The sequence below is a fragment of the Pseudomonas sp. S2_F07 genome (assembly GCF_054668325.1).
Window position 1 is genome coordinate 934546 of sequence record NZ_CP162758.1, and the last position, 17572, is coordinate 952117.

General features: G+C 61.2%; 13 protein-coding genes. 10 read left to right on the forward strand and 3 right to left on the reverse strand.

The annotated features are described in order from the left end of the window. Positions 1 to 42 precede the first annotated feature (42 nt). Entirely contained in the window at positions 43 to 1023 is a 981-nt protein-coding gene (locus AB4O40_RS04015; protein WP_056727567.1) for a LysR family transcriptional regulator, read from the reverse strand. 73 nt (positions 1024 to 1096) lie between these two features. Then, on the reverse strand, positions 1097 to 1537 hold the full coding sequence (locus tag AB4O40_RS04020) for a carboxymuconolactone decarboxylase family protein (protein ID WP_056727569.1): 441 nt from the start codon (positions 1535 to 1537) through the stop codon (positions 1097 to 1099). Positions 1538 to 1742: 205 nt separating this feature from the next. Between AB4O40_RS04020 and pdxR the strand changes: the two genes are divergently transcribed. The 3 genes from pdxR (at position 1743) to AB4O40_RS04035 (ending at position 4501) form a co-directional block, all read left to right on the forward strand. After that, positions 1743 to 3176, forward strand: coding sequence for a MocR-like pyridoxine biosynthesis transcription factor PdxR (gene pdxR / locus AB4O40_RS04025; RefSeq protein WP_056727570.1), 1434 nt, complete (start codon positions 1743 to 1745; stop codon positions 3174 to 3176). Positions 3177 to 3299: 123 nt separating this feature from the next. Then, entirely contained in the window at positions 3300 to 3593 is a 294-nt protein-coding gene (locus tag AB4O40_RS04030; protein ID WP_046037161.1) for a putative quinol monooxygenase, read from the forward strand. Between the two features lie 341 nt (positions 3594 to 3934). Then, the gene (locus AB4O40_RS04035) at positions 3935 to 4501 is read left to right on the forward strand and encodes a hypothetical protein (protein WP_460055941.1); all 567 of its coding nucleotides are present in this window, start codon (positions 3935 to 3937) and stop codon (positions 4499 to 4501) included. Positions 4502 to 4616: 115 nt separating this feature from the next. On the opposite strand, the gene AB4O40_RS04040 is transcribed toward AB4O40_RS04035, so the two are convergent. After that, entirely contained in the window at positions 4617 to 9512 is a 4896-nt protein-coding gene (locus AB4O40_RS04040; RefSeq protein WP_223541481.1) for an NAD-glutamate dehydrogenase, read from the reverse strand. 505 nt (positions 9513 to 10017) lie between these two features. On the opposite strand from AB4O40_RS04040, the gene AB4O40_RS04045 reads away from it, so the two are divergent. From AB4O40_RS04045 to AB4O40_RS04075, 7 genes are all read left to right on the forward strand, one after another. Next, positions 10018 to 10371, forward strand: coding sequence for a hypothetical protein (locus tag AB4O40_RS04045; RefSeq protein WP_056727575.1), 354 nt, complete (start codon positions 10018 to 10020; stop codon positions 10369 to 10371). A gap of 287 nt (positions 10372 to 10658) precedes the next feature. Further along, positions 10659 to 11618 (forward strand): AAA family ATPase, encoded by a 960-nt coding sequence (locus AB4O40_RS04050; RefSeq protein ID WP_008049510.1) that lies wholly within the window; start codon positions 10659 to 10661, stop codon positions 11616 to 11618. Positions 11619 to 11623: 5 nt separating this feature from the next. Beyond that, entirely contained in the window at positions 11624 to 12568 is a 945-nt protein-coding gene (locus tag AB4O40_RS04055; RefSeq protein ID WP_056727577.1) for a DUF58 domain-containing protein, read from the forward strand. Beyond that, entirely contained in the window at positions 12565 to 13059 is a 495-nt protein-coding gene (locus AB4O40_RS04060) for a DUF4381 domain-containing protein (RefSeq protein ID WP_056727579.1), read from the forward strand. The genes AB4O40_RS04055 and AB4O40_RS04060 overlap by 4 nt, the downstream gene beginning before the upstream one ends. Then, positions 13052 to 14131: a vWA domain-containing protein gene (locus AB4O40_RS04065; RefSeq protein ID WP_460055933.1), complete on the forward strand. Its 1080-nt coding sequence runs from the start codon at positions 13052 to 13054 to the stop codon at positions 14129 to 14131. The genes AB4O40_RS04060 and AB4O40_RS04065 overlap by 8 nt, the downstream gene beginning before the upstream one ends. Beyond that, positions 14128 to 15867, forward strand: a complete 1740-nt coding sequence (locus AB4O40_RS04070; RefSeq protein WP_460055930.1) for a tetratricopeptide repeat protein — start codon at positions 14128 to 14130, stop codon at positions 15865 to 15867. The genes AB4O40_RS04065 and AB4O40_RS04070 overlap by 4 nt, the downstream gene beginning before the upstream one ends. Next, positions 15864 to 17513, forward strand: coding sequence for a BatD family protein (locus AB4O40_RS04075; RefSeq protein WP_460055927.1), 1650 nt, complete (start codon positions 15864 to 15866; stop codon positions 17511 to 17513). The genes AB4O40_RS04070 and AB4O40_RS04075 overlap by 4 nt, the downstream gene beginning before the upstream one ends. Positions 17514 to 17572 lie beyond the last annotated feature (59 nt).

A 17572-nucleotide genomic window follows, 5' to 3' on the forward strand; every position in this document is an offset into this window, starting at 1 on the left:
TAACGCTACCTTCGGCTGTGGCGAGAACCAATGTGGGAGCGCTCAGCTTTGGAACCACTCCCGGCGCTCGTTGAAGGTGTTTTCGATCAATTCGACGATCATCCGCACCTGCGCGTCGCCCCCGGAATGGGCGTTGACCGCCATCCACACCTGACGCCGCATCGGCTGGTCGAACAGGCCCGGCAAGGCAATCAGCCCGCGGTCGAAGTGGCTCATGTAGTGCGGCAGCAGGCCGATGCAGGCACTGCAACGAATCATCTCCAGCATCAGTTCCCAGGATTGCAAGTGCACCGACCCGGCCAAGCGCTGATCCACCAGTGCATTCCATGGCCTGAAGCTTTGAACCTGGCTGTCCTGCCGCCATTGCACCAGGAGAAAATCGGCCAGGTCATCCAGGCATTCCGGCCTGGATGCAACCCGGCAATAGCGCTTGGCAATGTGCGGCAGGTAATCGAGTTCTGCCAGGCGCCGGGGTTCGGTGATGGCAAAGCTCGGCCCCGGTAACGGCGATCCGCTCTCGCCCAGCCACACCACCACGTCGGCGCTGACCGCCTGCAAGGCCAACTCGCTGTCGAGGGTCATGATGTCCAGCCGCACACTGGCGTTGCGCCGCAGCAGTGCAACCAGGTCACGACCAAGAATGTCATGCAGTATCGAATCCGCCACCGCCAGGCGAATCAACGGCTGCTCGATCACCGGCAAATCGCGCTCATGGGCCAGGGCGATCAATTGTGCGTGCAAGCGCAAGCCATCGCGGCTGAGGCTGAAACCATTGTCGGAATGGCTGAACAGCGAACACTGCAGCTGCGATTCCAGCAGCACCAGTTGCCTGCGCAGGCGGGTGGCCTTGATATTGAGACTGCGGGCGGCCTGCATGAAGCAACCGCAACGGGCACTGACGGTGAAACACAGCGCCAGTTCCGGGTCGATACCCGCTGCCAGCTGGCGCCAGGACGCGTTTTTATCAATGGCTACGCGATACTCGGCAGCTCCCTGGCGGGCGCTGGTTTGCATGAATGACATCGAGGACTCCCTGTCGATCTGACACTGACAATTGCATCCTGCGGATCCTTCATGAACCTGCTGTGACAATGACTCAGGCGCTGGGTGTCTGCCGGAAGCTCACGGCCAGGCGATTCCAGCTGTTGATGGTGGTAACGGCGATGGTCAGGTCGACCATTTCGCTTTCACTGAACTGCTCCCGGGTCTGGGCATAGACATCGTCCGGCACATGGCTTTCGCAGAGCAAGGTGACCGCCTCGGTCCAGGCGAGCGCGGCTCTTTCCCGGGGATTGAAAAAGTTGCTGTCGCGCCAGACCACAAGGGAATACAGACGCCGGTCGCTTTCGCCCAGGCGCCGTGCATCCACCGAGTGCATATCGGTGCAAAAGGCACAGCCATTGAGCTGCGAAGCACGAATCTTGATCAGGTGCAGCAGCGCCTGCTCAATGCTCAGGCTGCTGCTCAAGGCCTCCATGGCAATCATGGCTTTCATCGCCTTGGGGGACGCGCTGTAGTAATCCAGTCGGGGGGTCATGGAGCGATCTCGTGCAACCCTGAAGTGATCTTCACGGTAGTCGCTGGCGCATAGGCATGACAGATCCAATCAGGCGATTTTCCCGGGGACCACCGCCGCCAGGCCAATCGACGGTTTTTCCACTGCGCAACTTCTGTACCACAAGCGGATAGGGGTAATCTTGCGCGACGCACACGCGCCTCAACAGCCCCGGAGCCTCGCCGGTATGGAACTACATGTTGTCATCAACGGCCGCAAGGACCTGGCCGGCCAGCTGTACAACCAACTGCGCAGCGCCATCGAGTCCGGTCGCCTGACTGCCGGGACGCAACTGCCGCCCAGCCGTTTGCTGGCCGAACAACTGGGTATTTCGCGCAAGACCATTTCCGATACCTACGCCCAGCTGACCTACGAAAACTTCCTCACCGGGGTGGTCGGCAAAGGCACCTACGTCAACGCACGCTCGTCCAAGGTGCAGCGTAAACGGAGCCACACCGAGCTTGGCGGCTTCGAGGTGATCGAGTCCTGGCGCAACCTGCCGGTGTTTCTGCGTCATCCGACCCTGGAAGGTTCACTACGCTACGACTTCATTGGTGGCGCCACCAGCAAGGGCCAGTTCCCCCAGGATGACTGGCGGCGCTGCACCGCTCACGCACTGCGCCAGATTGCCGGCTCCAAGGGCTTGTACAGCTTGCCCGAGGGCTTGCCGGCGCTGCGTAACGCCATTGCGCAGCACATTGCGTTCTCCCGCGGGGTCAATTGTCAGGATGAGGATGTGGTGGTGTGCAACGGCGCGCAGCAGGCGCTGGACCTGATTGCCCGGGTGCTGATCAGTCCGGGCAGCCTGGTCGCCATGGAGGACCCCGGCTACCCGCCGGCGCGCCTGCTGTTCGGCACCCACGGCGCTACGGTGATTGGTGTGCCGGTGGACGCCGAAGGCATTGTGGTGGACCGGATTCCTCGCGGCACGCGCCTGATCCATGTCACCCCGTCGCACCAGTTCCCGCTGGGCATGCCCATGAGCCAGGCGCGCAGGGAAGCGCTGCTGGCCAAGGCCCATGAGTTGGGCGCGATCATCATCGAGGACGATTACGACAGCGAGTTCCGCTATGAAGGCCGCCCCACCGATTCCCTGCAGAGCATGGATGAACGGGGGATCGTCGCGTACGTCGGGACATTCTCCAAAACCCTGTTGCCGGAACTGCGGCTCGGTTATGCCATCCTGCCGCCAGCGATCCTCGAGGCGGTGGTGCGCGCCAAACAGCTCACCGACCTGCACACCTCGACCCTGCCGCAATGGGCGCTGGCCAAGTTCATCGCCGAAGGCTGCCTGCTCAAGCACATCCGGCGCTGCCATACGGTCTATGCCGGACGCCGCGAGCGGATCCTGACGCGTATGGCGGGCGATCTTTCGCCCTGGCTGGAGGCGGTGCCGTCCACCGCCGGATTCCACATGGTGGTGATGTGCAAAGTGCCGATGGATATTGCATTGGTGATCGAACTGGCGAAAAAAGTCGAAGTCGGGCTCTATGCCATCGACAGCTTTTTCTATCAGCAAGCCCCAAGGGCCGGGCTTTTCTTCGGTTTTGGCGCCATCGAAACCCTCGACATCGACATCGCCCTGGACCGTTTGCGCGACATCCTGCAGCAGGTGGCCTGACGGATTGGCATGCGGTTTTATCCGGCGATTGGCTATTGGCGGTCCCGGGGGCCCGGCCTATCCTGCATAGGCGTTATCCCTCAATGAGCAGGATTCGTCCGGCCTGATTCAGGAGTGTGAGCAATGTCCCATGAAGTGATCAATACCGTACAGGTGCAGGCCGCCGCCGGCCGCTCGGATGAACTGGGCAAGCAATTGCAGAAGATTGTCGAAACCCTGCGTGAATTGCCCGGCTGCGAATCCTATATGGTCGACCGCTGCCCCGAGGACACCAATCGCTGGACCGTCAGCGCCCACTGGCAATCCGAAGCGGCCATGCGATCGCATTTCAATTGCCCGGAAGTCCAGGGCTTCATCAGCCTGATCGATAGCCAACTGGCCAATGCCGTGGACTTCAACAGTTTTCCGATCGTTTAATCATTTCCTGTGGTGAGGGCGCTTGCTCCCTCACCATCATTTTTTCTCCGTTGACTGATGGCTGAACGTACGGCTATAAATAAAACGGCTCGAATCGCGAATTCGGGCCTTTTTAATTTCCCGACGTAATTAACCGCAAACTCTTAAACCAAACAAAACTGTTGACCGCTAAAAAATTCGGACATCAGCCATTTAAATAAAGATTGCACAACACACAAGCCGGACAACCGGACTCTACTGCGAAACCACAAGAAACAATTACCAACCACGCCACAAATGCAACTGGCATTATTCTGGGCACCCGTACAGGGGAACACCACACCTTAAATAATGGACTATTTATGAACAAGAACGAAGAACGATCATTTACAGCCCGCGTATCCTGCAACGGCGACACCATTACTTTTCTCCAGGAAGTTCTGCGTAGTAATTTCCTCAAAGATGCAGACGTGCCAAAAAACATTCTCACGGTTCAAAGTGACTATTCGCCAAAAATCACGAAAGCGTACAACCCTATAACAAAAAGAATGGAAAACCTTGGTTTTTCTTTTGGAAATATAGACCCCTTAGTTGTGCACTTCTGGTGTTATGACGACTATTACAACATGCAAATCCTCAGCACCCCCTATAGCTACATGTATGTCAGCAAGAACGACGAAGGCTGTCTGGGTGCTTTTCCAGCCGCCGGAGGGGATACTACATCATTCAACTTGCTGGATGCCGACCACAACATCATCACGCTGGATGATTTGAGCACTGACACGCCAACGGTCTACTTGAAAGCACGCAATGCGAGAATAATCAGAAAATCAATACATGAACATCCAGAACGCCATTCCTTTTTCCACGATCGTGTGGGCGATATTGTGAAATTCAATTTGACCATACTGAAAAGGCATGCGTTCTAAACTAAGCTCGCGACACTTATCCTTGACGCATCGATTTATATTTAAGCCAATCACAAGCTCTTGAATAAAAAAAACCCCGCATCTTTCAATGCGGGGTTTTTCATTCAACGCCTGATCAGGCAGCCGGTTCCAGCTCGACGGCGACAGCGGCAGGCACTACCGCTTGACCGCTCAATGCCAGGTCCAGCAGTTCGCGGTTGGCCACCGCGTACATGGCGTAGTCAGTGCCGCTGGCGGCACGGATTTCCACCAGCATGGCACGCCAGCGCTCGATCATGCTCTCGTTCTGAGCCATCCACAGGGAGAGCCGTGCTTCCACGTCCTGGGTGCCGTCGCCCTGTTGCAGGACCGAGATGGTGATCGCACGTTGCTGCCAGTCGACATCATCGCGGAACGCTTCACGGGCCAGGGCCTGCCAGTTGTTTTCAACCGGCAGAGCGCTGATCTGCGCCAGGTACCAGGTGATGTCCAGCGCGCTGCCCACGGCGAAGTACGCCTTGGCTACGTCCGCCGGGTCCTGGCCGGTCACGTCGGAGGCCTCGATGATCGGCAACAGGGTGTACAGGTGCGAGGTGCCAGCCACCATGCGCGCCAACAGCTCCGGCACACCGGCTTCGACGTAGGCCTGATAACGCGCCTGCCAGGTTTCGCGGATCGGGCCGATCAGCAGTTCGTCGAGCTTGAGGCCCAACTCCTTCAGATGCGGACCGAAGTGCGCGACGTCACGGGCAGCGTTCTGCTCGTTGCGACGGGCACGCAGGAACCAGCGCGTAGCGCGACGGCCCAGACGCATCAGCTCGTCCATCAGCTCCAGTTGCACGTCGGCGGAGACCTGGTAGTCCAGGGCTTCGATCTGACGGAACCAGTGCGGGAGATGGAAAATGTCACGCACGATCACATAAGCGCCAGCCACGTTCGCCGGGCTCATGCCGGTCGACTCTTTGAGTCGTTGAACGAAGGTGATGCCCATATGGTTGACCAGATCGTTGGCGATCTGGGTGCTGACGATTTCACGCTTCAGGCGGTGACGACGCATCGCCGAGGAGAACTTGCTCACCAGGGTCGGCGGGAAAGCGGTTTCCATGTCGCGGGTCAGGTAGTCGTCGTCCGGCACCAGGGAGCCCAGCAACTGCTCCTTGAGGTCGATCTTGCTGTACGAGATCAGCACCGACAGCTCGGCACGGGTCAGGCCATGGCCTTCGGCGATGCGCTCGTTGATTGCATCTTCGGCCGGCAGGAACTCGATGGCGCGATCCAGCTTGCCACGGCCTTCCAGGTCATTCATCAGGCGCTTGTACTCGGCAATCCGCGGCAAGGCGCGACGGGCTGCCAGGGACAGGGCCTGAGTCTGCTTGTAGTTGTTACCCAGCACCAGACCACCGACTTCGTCGGTCATGCTCGCCAGCAACTCATTACGCTGCTTGTCGGTCATGTCGCCGGCCTGAACCACTTCGTTCAGCAGGATCTTGATGTTCACTTCGTGGTCGGAGCAATCCACGCCACCGGCGTTATCGATGAAGTCGGTGTTGGAACCGCCGCCATTGAGGCCGAACTCGACGCGACCCAGTTGGGTCATGCCCAGGTTACCGCCCTCGCCCACGACTTTGCAGCGCAGTTCGTTGCCGTTCACGCGCAGTGCATCGTTGGCCTTGTCGCCGACATCGGCGTGGCTTTCGCTGCTGGCTTTGACGTAAGTACCGATACCGCCGTTCCACAGCAGATCCACCGGTGCCTTGAGCAAGGCGTTCAGCAGTTCGGTCGGGGTCAGCTTGTCGGCCTGGATGTCGAAGCGCTCTTGCATCTGCGGGGAAATCGCGATGCTCTTGGCGCTACGCGAGAAGATGCCGCCGCCTTCGGACATGATGCTGGTGTCGTAGTCCGACCAGGCCGAACGCGGCAGGTCGAACAGGCGCTGACGCTCGGCGAAGCTCGACGCCGGCTCCGGGTTCGGATCGATGAAGATGTGCAGGTGGTTGAAGGCCGCGACCAGTTGCAGCTTGTCGGACATCAGCAAGCCGTTGCCGAACACGTCACCGGCCATATCGCCGACGCCCACAACAGTGATGTTGTCTTCCTGGACATTGATGCCGCGCTCGCGGAAGTGACGCTGTACGCCGACCCACGCGCCCTTGGCGGTGATACCCATTTTCTTGTGGTCATAACCGGCCGAACCACCGGACGCAAACGCGTCACCCAGCCAAAAGCCGTAGTCGATGGCGATGCCGTTGGCGATGTCGGAGAAGGTCGCAGTGCCCTTGTCCGCGGCCACTACCAGGTACGGGTCATCGTGGTCATGACGCACGACGTTGGCCGGCGGAACCAGCGCGCCGTCCTTCAGGTTGTCGGTGATGTCCAACAGACCCGAAATGAAGATGCGGTAGCAGGCGATGCCCTCGGCCGCGATCTCGTCACGGCTGCCGCCCAGTGGCAGGCGACGCGGCAGGAAGCCGCCCTTCGCACCCACCGGCACGATCACCGAGTTCTTCACTTGCTGGGCTTTTACCAGGCCCAGGACTTCGGTACGGAAGTCTTCTTCACGGTCGGACCAGCGCAGGCCACCACGGGCCACGTTGCCGAAGCGCAGGTGCACGCCTTCGACGCGCGGCGAGTAAACGAAGATTTCGAACTTCGGTACAGGCTTCGGCAGTTCAGGGATCAAGTGCGGGTTGAACTTGAAGCTGAAGTACGACTTGTTATGGCCGTTGGCATCGGTCTGGTAGAAGTTGGTGCGCAGGGTGGCCTTGATCAGGTCCAGGTAGCGACGCAGGATGCGGTCTTCGTTCAGTACCTGGACGTCATCCAGGGCGCTGAGGATCGCGTGTTCCAGGCGTTGCTGCTTGTCATCCAGATCGTCGCCGGTCAGCTTGCGCGCCAGGTAGAAACGGGTCTTGAACAACCGGGTCAGCTCGCGAGCGATGTCGGTGTGGTTGTTCAGGGTGCTGGCGATGTAGCCCAGGTCGAAGCCCAGACGGATCTGTTTCATGTAGCGGGCGTAGGCACGCAGCAGTGCAACGTCGCGCCATGGCAGGCCGGCGGTCAGTACCAGACGGTTGAACGCGTCGTTCTCGGCTTCGCCACGCACGATGTGGACGAAGGCGTCCTGCAGGGTGTCGTTGAGTTGCTGGATGTCGAGTTCCAGGCCTTCGGCGGCGGTGAACGCGAAATCGTGAATCCAGAACTCGCGGCCACTGTTGTGGCGCAGGCGGTACGGGAACTCACCCAGCACGCGCAGACCGAGGTTTTCCAGGATCGGCAGGACGTCGGACAGCGCCAGCGGAGTATCGGCGTGGTACAGCTTGCAGTGCAGCATGCGCTGGCCGGAGACCTGGCCCAGCGGCTGATAGAAGCTCATCACCAGCGGATTTTTTTCGTTGAGGCTCAACAAGTGCTGCATGTCGACCACAGCCGAGTGGGCTGCGAAACGCTCGCGGTAACCGGCCGGGAAGCCTTTCGGGAAATCGGCCAGCACGTTGGTGCCGTGGGCTTCACCGAAGCTTTCAACGGTCAGGGCGGCATAGTCGTCCTGCCAGCTGCGGCAGGCCTGCACCACTTCTTTTTCCAGCAGCAGCGGGTCGATGTCGAGGCGGTTTTTCGGGTCGACGCGCAGGATCAACTGCACGCGGGCCAGCACGGACTCGGAGAAGAAGGTCCAGAACTCGCAGTCCGAGGCTTTCAGGCGATCCATCAGCACTTGCTGGATCTTCTGGCGCACTTCGGTGGAATAGATGTCACGCGGCACGTAGGCCAGGCAGTAGCAGAAACGGCCGTACGGGTCTTTGCGCAGGAACACGCGAATCTTGTTGCGTTCCTGGATCTGCACGATCGACATCACGGTGCTGAACAGTTCGTCCACCGGGGTCTGGAACAGATCGTCGCGCGGCAGCACTTCGAGCACCTGTGCCAGTTCCTTACCCAGGTGAGCCTTGGCCTGGAAGCCGGAACGGTGTTCGATTTCCTCGACCTTGCGGCGGATGTACGGGATCACCCGCACGCTCTCGCCGTACACCGACGAGGTGTACAGGCCCATGAAACGGCATTCCTTGATGACCTTGCCGTTGGCGTCGATCTCGCGGATCGACACGTAGTCCGGGTAAGCCGGACGGTGTACGCGGCTTGGGTGCGCGGCCTTGGCGAACGACAGCAGGGTCGGTTCGCGCAGGTAGTTCACGGCGTAGTCTTCGATGCGCAGGTCATCGTAGGTCAGGCCGGCACGCAGCAGCTTGGTCAGGCCGAGGAAGGAATCCTTGTCGTAGACGATATGGCCGCCATCGGCTTCATCGCTGACCACGAACTCTTCATAACCGAGGAAGGTGAAGTGGTTGCCCACCAGCCATTCCAGGAAGCTCTTGATTTCATTCTTCTCGTCGCCATCGACGGCGAACTGGCTGTTGTCCAGCTTGGTCAGGATGTCCTGGACCTTGGCCTTCATCGGCTCGAAATCGCCGACGGCCACGCGGACTTCACCGAGCACCTGCTCCAGCTCTTTGCTCAACACATTGAGCTCGGCGGTGTTGGCGCAGCGGTCGATTTCCAGGTACATCAACGATTCTTGCTGAATATCGTCGCCCTGGGTGCCTTTAGGCAGGATTTCCAGCAACTCGCCCTTGCTGCCACGACGCACGCTCAGCACGGTGGTTTGCAGGGTATGGATGCTGTAGCCGCGGCGGTTCAGCTCGGTACGCACCGAGTCCACCAGGAAAGGCAGGTCGTGGTGCAGCACTTCGACCGCGGTGTGGGTCGACTGCCAGCCGTGGCGTTCGTAATCGGGGTTGTAGACGCGCACTTGCGGCTGCGCGTGATCAAAGCGCTCAAGCAGGCGCCATGCAGAAAGGGTGCAGCCAGCGAGGTCGGACAACCGACGCTGGGTCAGCTCGTCAAGGGAAATGATGCCGAAGAATTGTTCAGCGAACAGCGCCACTTGTGGCAGTGCCTGTTCACTGATGTGCTGCGCCAGTGCCGCTTGCAGTTGGTGCTGGAAGTCGGCTTTGCTGGCTGCGGTGAAGAACGCCATCTGTGGTACTCCGCTTGGGCTTGTTATTGATGGAAGCGTCGCGTGCAAAGCCCCTGTTCGGGGCTACCCGTCACCCCGTTCCTGATTCTCGGGCAGAGGAAACAGGGTGACAGGTGGGTGAAGCTGGACGAGACACTCAGGTCACATTCACCTTCCGTGAATGGGCATCTGCAAAAACGACTGGGCTGCGTGCAGCGCAATGTCTTTACGGGTGCTCATCCGTTGCGCAGCTTAACCAGTGCGGCAAGGCCCGTGCTTGCGGTGCTGCGACATATTCGGTCAACGGTACGCAGCTCAAGGCATGCGCCTCGAACAACACTAGCATTCGCACAGAAAAATGGCGGATTTCCGTCCGGTTTTACGGGACATCCGTACCAGAAATGACCAGCAACACTTTGCTCGGTCACGACACATCCCCCTGACACCCGGACGAGCAGAAATGTGCGCGGGCTGGCAGAATCGCCCTTTGCTGCGTTAACCACGCCCGTCAAGCCAGGAATTCCCCATGAAAATGAAAACCGCCCTCTTGATCGTCAACCCTTGCGACGACGAAGAAGACAACATGGCCATGCTGTGCTGCCACAGCGAACAGGGCGAAATGTTCCTGATGAGCCGCTACCCGGATGAAGACGAGCTGGAAATCACCCTCGATGGCGAACCTTCGACCCTTGATGGCGTGAAAGTTACCCTGAGCCCTTCCCTGTTGAAGATCGAAATTGCGGCTGCCGATGCCGATGTGCTGAATGGGGATGATGTGCTGGAGATCACCTTCGACCCGGACATGGTGGATTTGGCTGAAGTTGAGCTGACCTTGAAGAATATTCTTGATGGCACTGGCACCTATATCAGCCAACTCTAAATATCAGCGCACTTACTGACGCCTTCGCGAGCAAGCCCGCTCCCACATTTGATCGCATGCGTCAGTGACGACGCGGCTCTCTGTGGGAGCGGGCTTGCTCGCGAAGAGGCCCGAGAGAGCACCGCCACCTGCGACCCGAAGAAAATTCCTACAACTATTGCTAACCATTTCCCGCACTTTGCGCAAAATGCCGTTAGTCGGCGCCCCCCGCGATGGATTAAAGTAACGCCCCCAGCCCTGGCGTATTTCCTACGTCCTCGGCCACCCTTTTGCAGGAACAGTCATCGATGGAACATCGTGAAGCGCTGCTGGCGCTGCGAACCTTTCTTTCAACGCAGATTCTCGGCCAGGAAAAGCTCATCGAGCGCTTGCTCATCGCCCTGCTCGCCGACGGCCACATGCTGGTCGAGGGCGCTCCTGGCCTGGCCAAGACCAAGGCCATCAAAGAACTTGCCGAAGGCATCGAAGCCCAGTTCCACCGCATTCAGTTCACTCCCGACCTGTTGCCGGCCGACATAACCGGTACAGAAATCTACCGCCCGGAAACCGGCAGCTTCGTGTTCCAGCAAGGTCCGATCTTCCACAACCTGGTACTGGCGGACGAAATCAACCGTGCCCCGGCCAAGGTCCAGTCGGCCTTGCTCGAAGCCATGGGCGAGCGGCAAGTCAGTGTCGGGCGCAGCACCTATGAGCTGTCGCCGCTGTTCCTGGTGATGGCCACGCAGAACCCGATCGAGCAGGAAGGCACCTACCCGCTGCCGGAAGCCCAGCTCGACCGCTTCCTGATGCACGTAAAGATCGGCTTCCCCGACGCGACGGTTGAACGCAAGATCCTGCAACAGGCCCGTGGCGAAGCGCTTAACGGCGAAGCGAAGCCTGAGCGCCGGGTGACTCAACAGACGATTTTTGTCGCGCGCAAGGAAATCCTCGGTCTGTACATGGCCGATGCCGTGGAGGAATACCTGGTACAACTGGTCATGGCCACCCGAACCCCGGCCAAGTTCGATCCGGAAATGGCCGAGTGGATCGCCTACGGCGCCAGCCCCCGCGGTTCGATTGCCCTGGACCGCTGCGCCCGCGCCCACGCCTGGCTGGCCGGGCGTGACTTCGTCAGCCCGGAAGACATCCAGGCCGTGCTGTTCGACGTGCTGCGCCATCGCATCATTCTGTCCTTTGAAGCCGAAGCCGCTGGCATCGATCAGGACCGGGTGGTCCAGCGGATTCTCGACGTCGTAGCCGTCGCTTGACCTCGATGAACGCCAGCCTGCCGCCCGAGCCGGGCATCCGAGTCAGCCTCGCCGACCTGATCGAGATGCGCCATCGCGTGCGCGAAGTGCAGCTGTTTTCCACGCCGAGCCAACGCAGCCCGCTGATCGGCCTGCACCATTCCAAATTGCGCGGGCGTGGCGTCGACTTCGATCAGGTGCGGGTCTATCAGGCCGGCGACGATGTGCGCACCATTGACTGGCGTGTGACTGCGCGCACCCAGGAGCCGCACACCAAGCTGTTCCACGAAGAACGTGAGCGGCCGATTTTCATCATGGTCGAACAAAGCCGCCGGCTGTTTTTCGGCTCGGGCCTGATGTTCAAGTCAGTGCTCGCCGCCCAGGCCGCGAGCCTGATCGGCTGGGCGGCCCTGGGCCACAACGACCGGGTCGGCGGGCTGGTGTATGGCGACAATGAGCACTACGAGATCAAGCCCCGGCGCAGCAAGCAAAGCCTGCTGCAGTTGCTCAACCGGCTGGTGCGGGTCAATCAGTCGCTGACCACCGAAGGCGAGCCGGACCGTGACGCCTTTGGCATTGCCTTGCGCCGGGCGCGGGAGGTGTCGCGTCCTGGCAGCCTTGTCATTGTGATTTGCGATGAACGCGCGCTATCGGAAGGCGCCGAGCAACAGCTGAGCCTGTTATCGCGTCATTGCGACCTGCTGCTGCTACCGGTGTCCGATCCGCTGGATCATGCCCTGCCCGCCGCTGGCCTTTTACGTTTCGCCGAGCGTGGCGCGCAATTGGAACTCGATACGCTGAATTTCGACCTGCGCCAGGCTTACCGGGCCCAGGCCGAAGCACGCATCGCCCGCTGGGAACTGCTCGCACAAAAACTACGGGTGCTGATGATGCCTTTGAGCACCCAGAGCGAGATGGTCGAGCAATTGCGCGAATACCTGAACCCACAGAAACCGGGAAAAGGTCGATGAACAGCCTTGATCAACTGCAACCACTGATATCACCGCCACCGGTGGAATTCTGGCCTCCGGCACCGGGCTGGTGGTTACTGCTTCTATTGGTGCCACTGATCGGTTTGGGCCTGTGGAAGCTGCGGCACTTCATTCCACGCAAACGTCCCGTGGTACGTGCCGAGCAGCCGCTGGATCCGGTGCGCCTGGCCGCGCTGGCCGAATTGGCAATGATGCCCAAACCCTACGACGGTGCGCCGGCCGGCGCCTGGCTGCAGCAACTCAACGGTTTGCTCAAGCGCCTGTGCCGCAACCACTATCCCTACAGCCAGAGTCACACCCTCAACGGCCGCAAGTGGCTGGCGTTCCTCGATAACCGCTGCCCGGCAGCCGGGCTGACCCGCTGGATGGTGCTGGTCGAAGGCGCCTACAAACCTGAGTGCAAGCTCGACGACAAGGCCATCGCCGGCCTGACCCAGGCTGTCGACACCTGGATTCGCAAGCATGTTTGAGTTCGCCTGGCCGTGGATCTTCGCCCTGTTGCCCTTGCCGTGGCTGATGCGCATCGTATTGCCGGTGGCCGACAGTGGCGAACCGGCGCTCAAGGTCAGCTACCTCAGCGACCTGGAAGGCCTTGCCGGGCGTCGCGCCCGGGCCAACCTGCCGGCATGGCGCCAGCAGGCACCTTTCATACTGCTGTGGGTGTTGCTGCTGATCTCGGCGGCGCGCCCGCAATGGCTCGGCGAACCCCTGCCGATTGCCGCCAGTGGCCGTGACTTGCTGGTGGCGGTGGACGTTTCCGGCTCCATGGACTTCCCTGACATGCAGTGGCAGGACGAAGAAGTGAGCCGACTGGCGCTGGTCCAGCACCTGCTCGGCGATTTTCTCGAAAGCCGCGAAGGTGACCGGGTCGGCCTGATCCTGTTCGGTAGCCAGGCCTACCTTCAAGCCCCACTGACCTTCGACCGCCACACCGTACGCGTCTGGCTCGACGAAGCGCGCATCGGCATTGCCGGCAAAAACACCGCCATCGGTGATGCCATCGGCCTGGCCCTCAAGCGTCTGCGCTCGCGTCCGGCAACTAGCCGCGTGCTGATCCTGGTCACCGACGGCGCCAACAATGGCGGTGAAATCGACCCGCTCACCGCTGCGCGACTGGCGGCCAGGGAAGGGGTGAAAATCTACCCGATCGGCATCGGTGCCGATCCGGAGCAAAGTGGAACAGTCGGCTTTCTCGGCGTCAATCCGAGCCTGGACCTTGACGAACCGTCCCTCAAAGCCATCGCCGAAGCCACCGGCGGCCAGTATTTCCGCGCCCACGATGGCAAGGAACTGCAATCGATCAAGGACACCCTCGATCAACTGGAGCCCGTGGCCCAGCAACCGACCCAGGCCCGCCCGGCCCAAGCCTTGTATCACTGGCCACTGGCCCTGGCGCTGTGGTTGAGCATGCTGCTGGCACCCGTACTTTGGCCGGACAACCCCTTGCAACGCCTGTTTACCAAGGATCTGTTCCTGCAAACCCAATTGCTGCCCGACTGGCGCCAACGGCTCAAACGCCTGCGCCTGCGGAGGCGCCGATGAGCGTGCTGTGGCCCTACTGGTTCCGCCCCTGGTGGCTGTTGTTGCTGCCGGTGCTTGGCTGGTTGCTCTGGCAACTCTGGCACCGCAAGAAGCGCGCCGGGCGCTGGCAGATGATCCTGCCGCCGGCCTTTCACGCAGCGCTGCTCAGCGGTGGCAGTGGTCGCGACAGTAAACTGCCCTGGATCGCCCTCGGTCTCGCCTGGCTGTTGACTGTGCTCGCCCTGCTGGGACCGAGTTGGCAGCGTGTCGAGCAGACCAGTCAAAAGCCCGCCGACCCGCTGGTGGTGATTCTCGAACTGACCCCGGAAATGCTCGCCACCGACGTTACGCCCAACCGACTGGAACAGGCGCGACGCAAGCTGCTTGATCTGCTGCAGATTCGCAGCGACGCGCAAACCGCCATCGTCGTCTACGCCGGCAGTGCCCACACCCTGGTGCCGCTGTCGGATGATCTTTCCACCAGCCGCAATCTGCTGGATGCACTGAAACCGTCGTTGATGCCAGAGGCCGGTCATCGCGCCGATCTGGCGGTGCTCAAGGCCCTGGCGCTGCTCGACCAGGCTGCTTTGGGCGACGGGCGGATCCTGCTGATTGGCTCGTCCCTGACCGACCAGGAGCGGCTGGGCATCCGTCGCGCGCTGAGCGGTAAATCGACTCAATTGCTGATGCTCGGCATCGGCACCGCCGAAGGCTCGCCGATCACCCAGGAGGACGGCAGCTTCCTCAAGGATGAACAAGGCGCCATTCTCGTGCCGCGCCTGGACGAACCCGGCTTGAAAAACTTTACCAACGACCTGGATGGCCGCTATCGCCAGGCGCGCCTGGACGATAGCGACCTGCACGCCCTTGGCCTGCTCGACGGTCCACGCAACTTGCGCAACGACGGTCAGACCTTGCGCCTGGACACCTGGGCCGATCAGGGTTACTGGCTGCTGCTGCCACTGTTGCTGCTCGCGGCCTGCGCGGGACGTCGCGGCTGGCTGCTGTGCCTGCCGCTGCTATTGGCGCTGCCTCAACCGAGCTACGCCTTCGACCTCGCGGACCTTTGGCTGCGCCCTGATCAACAAGGCCTGCATTTACTCAAGCAGAAGCGCCCTGCGCAGGCTTCCCGACGCTTCGAAAACCATCAGTGGCAAGGCGTGGCGCTGTATGAGGCCGGCGACTACGCAGGCGCCGCCGAGCGGTTTGCCGAAGGCGACGATGCCCACGCCCACTACAATCGAGGCAATGCACTGGCCAAAAGCGGTGAGCTGGAGGCAGCCCTGGACGCTTACGAACAGGCACTGGAGCGTCAACCGGATCTGCGTCCGGCACTGACCAACAAGGCGCTGGTCGAACGTCTGCTCAAGGAGAAAAACACGCCACCCCCTCCTGAGCCAGACGCAGCCAGCAACGCCCGGCCCGAAACCGAACCGACGGAGCCACCGCCCGGTGCCGCTGCCCAGCCCTCGAGCAGCGGCGAACCGAAAACCGAGGGGCAACCGCCCCGCCCGGGTGAGGAACAACAGCCCACCAGACCGCCGAAACCGGGGACCAACGAGGTACCGGGCAGCGAACTGGGTGACGAACAACACACCACACCGCCCTTGCGCCCGGCCACCGACAGCATCGAAGGTGAACAGCGCCAGGCACTGGAGCAGTGGCTGCGACAGATCCCGGATGACCCCGGTGAACTGCTCAGGCGCAAATTCTGGTACGAACAGCAACAACATCAGGATCAGGAAGAAACTCGATGACCCGCTTCACCGTTTTATTGCTCGCGCTGCTGCATGGCCTGTTGTTCTGCACGGCTCAGGCACAGGCAGCAGAACTGGTCGCCAGTGTTGATCGCAGTCGCCTGAGCTCGGGCGAGACGGTCGAACTGACCCTGGAATCCAGCGATGTCACCCAGTTCGGCAAACCTGACCTGACAGCGCTGGAGCCGTTGTTCGAAGTGCGCGGCACACGCCAGGTCAACCAGTTGAACACCCTGAGCGGTGAAAACCAGGCCACCACCCGCTGGATCGTCACCCTCCTGCCCCGGCAAAACGGCAGCGTAGTGATTCCGTCACTGCAACTGGGCGAACTGCAGAGCCAGCCGATTACCCTGCAGGTGGTCGAGAGCGAAACACAGGACAACCCGGACAAGCGGGCCGCGGTGTTCATTGACGCCAGCCTCGATCAAACCAGCGTCTACGTGCAGGCCCAGGCGGTCCTGACCCTGCGCATCTACCATTCGGTGTCGCTGTACGACGACAGCAGCCTGCCGCCCTTGCAGATACCTGACGCACGCATCGAACAACTGGGCGAATCGCGCACCTACGAAAAGGACATCGACGGCCTGCGCCACGGCGTGATCGAAATGCGCTACGCGATCTACCCGCAACACAGTGGCGAACTGATCATTCCGGCACAGGTCTTCAACGCCGCGCTGGTCGACCCACAACCGGTACAGGACTCAGCCCAAGGGCCCAAAGCCGGCAAGCTGATGCGCGTCACCTCGGTCGAGTTGCTGTTGACGGTCAAGGCCAAACCCATCACCTATCCGGCCGATGCCCCCTGGCTGCCTGCGCGTAGCCTGACCCTGAGCGAAAGCTGGAGCCCGGAGCCGGATCACACCCAGGTCGGCGATTCGCTGACCCGCAGCCTGACAGTGAAGGCCGAAGGCTTGTCCAGCACCCAACTGCCTCCGCTGCCCGGCACCGACGTGGGCGGCCTGCGGCGCTACCCGGATCAACCGGTGCTCGGTAACCAGAACAGCGAACGTGGCCTGGTCGGCAGCCGTGAAGACCGCGAGGCCCTGGTGCCGACACGGACCGGCGCCATCGAGTTGCCCACCGTCGACGTGGTCTGGTGGAACACCTTCGAAGATCATCTGGAACACAGCAGCCTGCCCGCCCGCACGCTGCACGTGGCGGCCAATCCGAGTCTGATGGCCGACACCCCGGCCGACGCCTCACCGGTCGATGCCGGCGCCGACAGCGAAGCGCTCTGGCGCTGGAAGCTCAGTACCCTGATCCTGGCCTGCACCACCCTGCTCGGCTTCGGCCTCTGGTGGCGTGGCCGCTGGCAACCGGCGGTGGCGCGTGTCGCTCAAACCGGCCCGAGCCCGCGCACCGTTCTAGACGACCTCAAGCGCGCCTGCCAGGCCAACGATTCCCACGCCACCCGCCAGGCCCTCGACGCCTGGGCCCGCCAACAGCCGGAAACCCTGGCCGACATGGCCGCCCGCTTCGTGCCACTGTCCGACGCCCTCGACGGCCTGAACGGCGCGCTGTACAGCGAAACCGGCCAACACTGGCAAGGTGACGAGTTGTGGCGGGTGATCAAGGCGATCCCGATGGCCGAACGGGTGCAAGATCCGGTTGGTGACAGTGGGCTGCCGCCGCTTTATCCCAAGTAAACACCGACCCCCGTGGCGAGGGGGCTTGCCTGTGGCGAGGGAGCTTGCTCCCGCTCGGT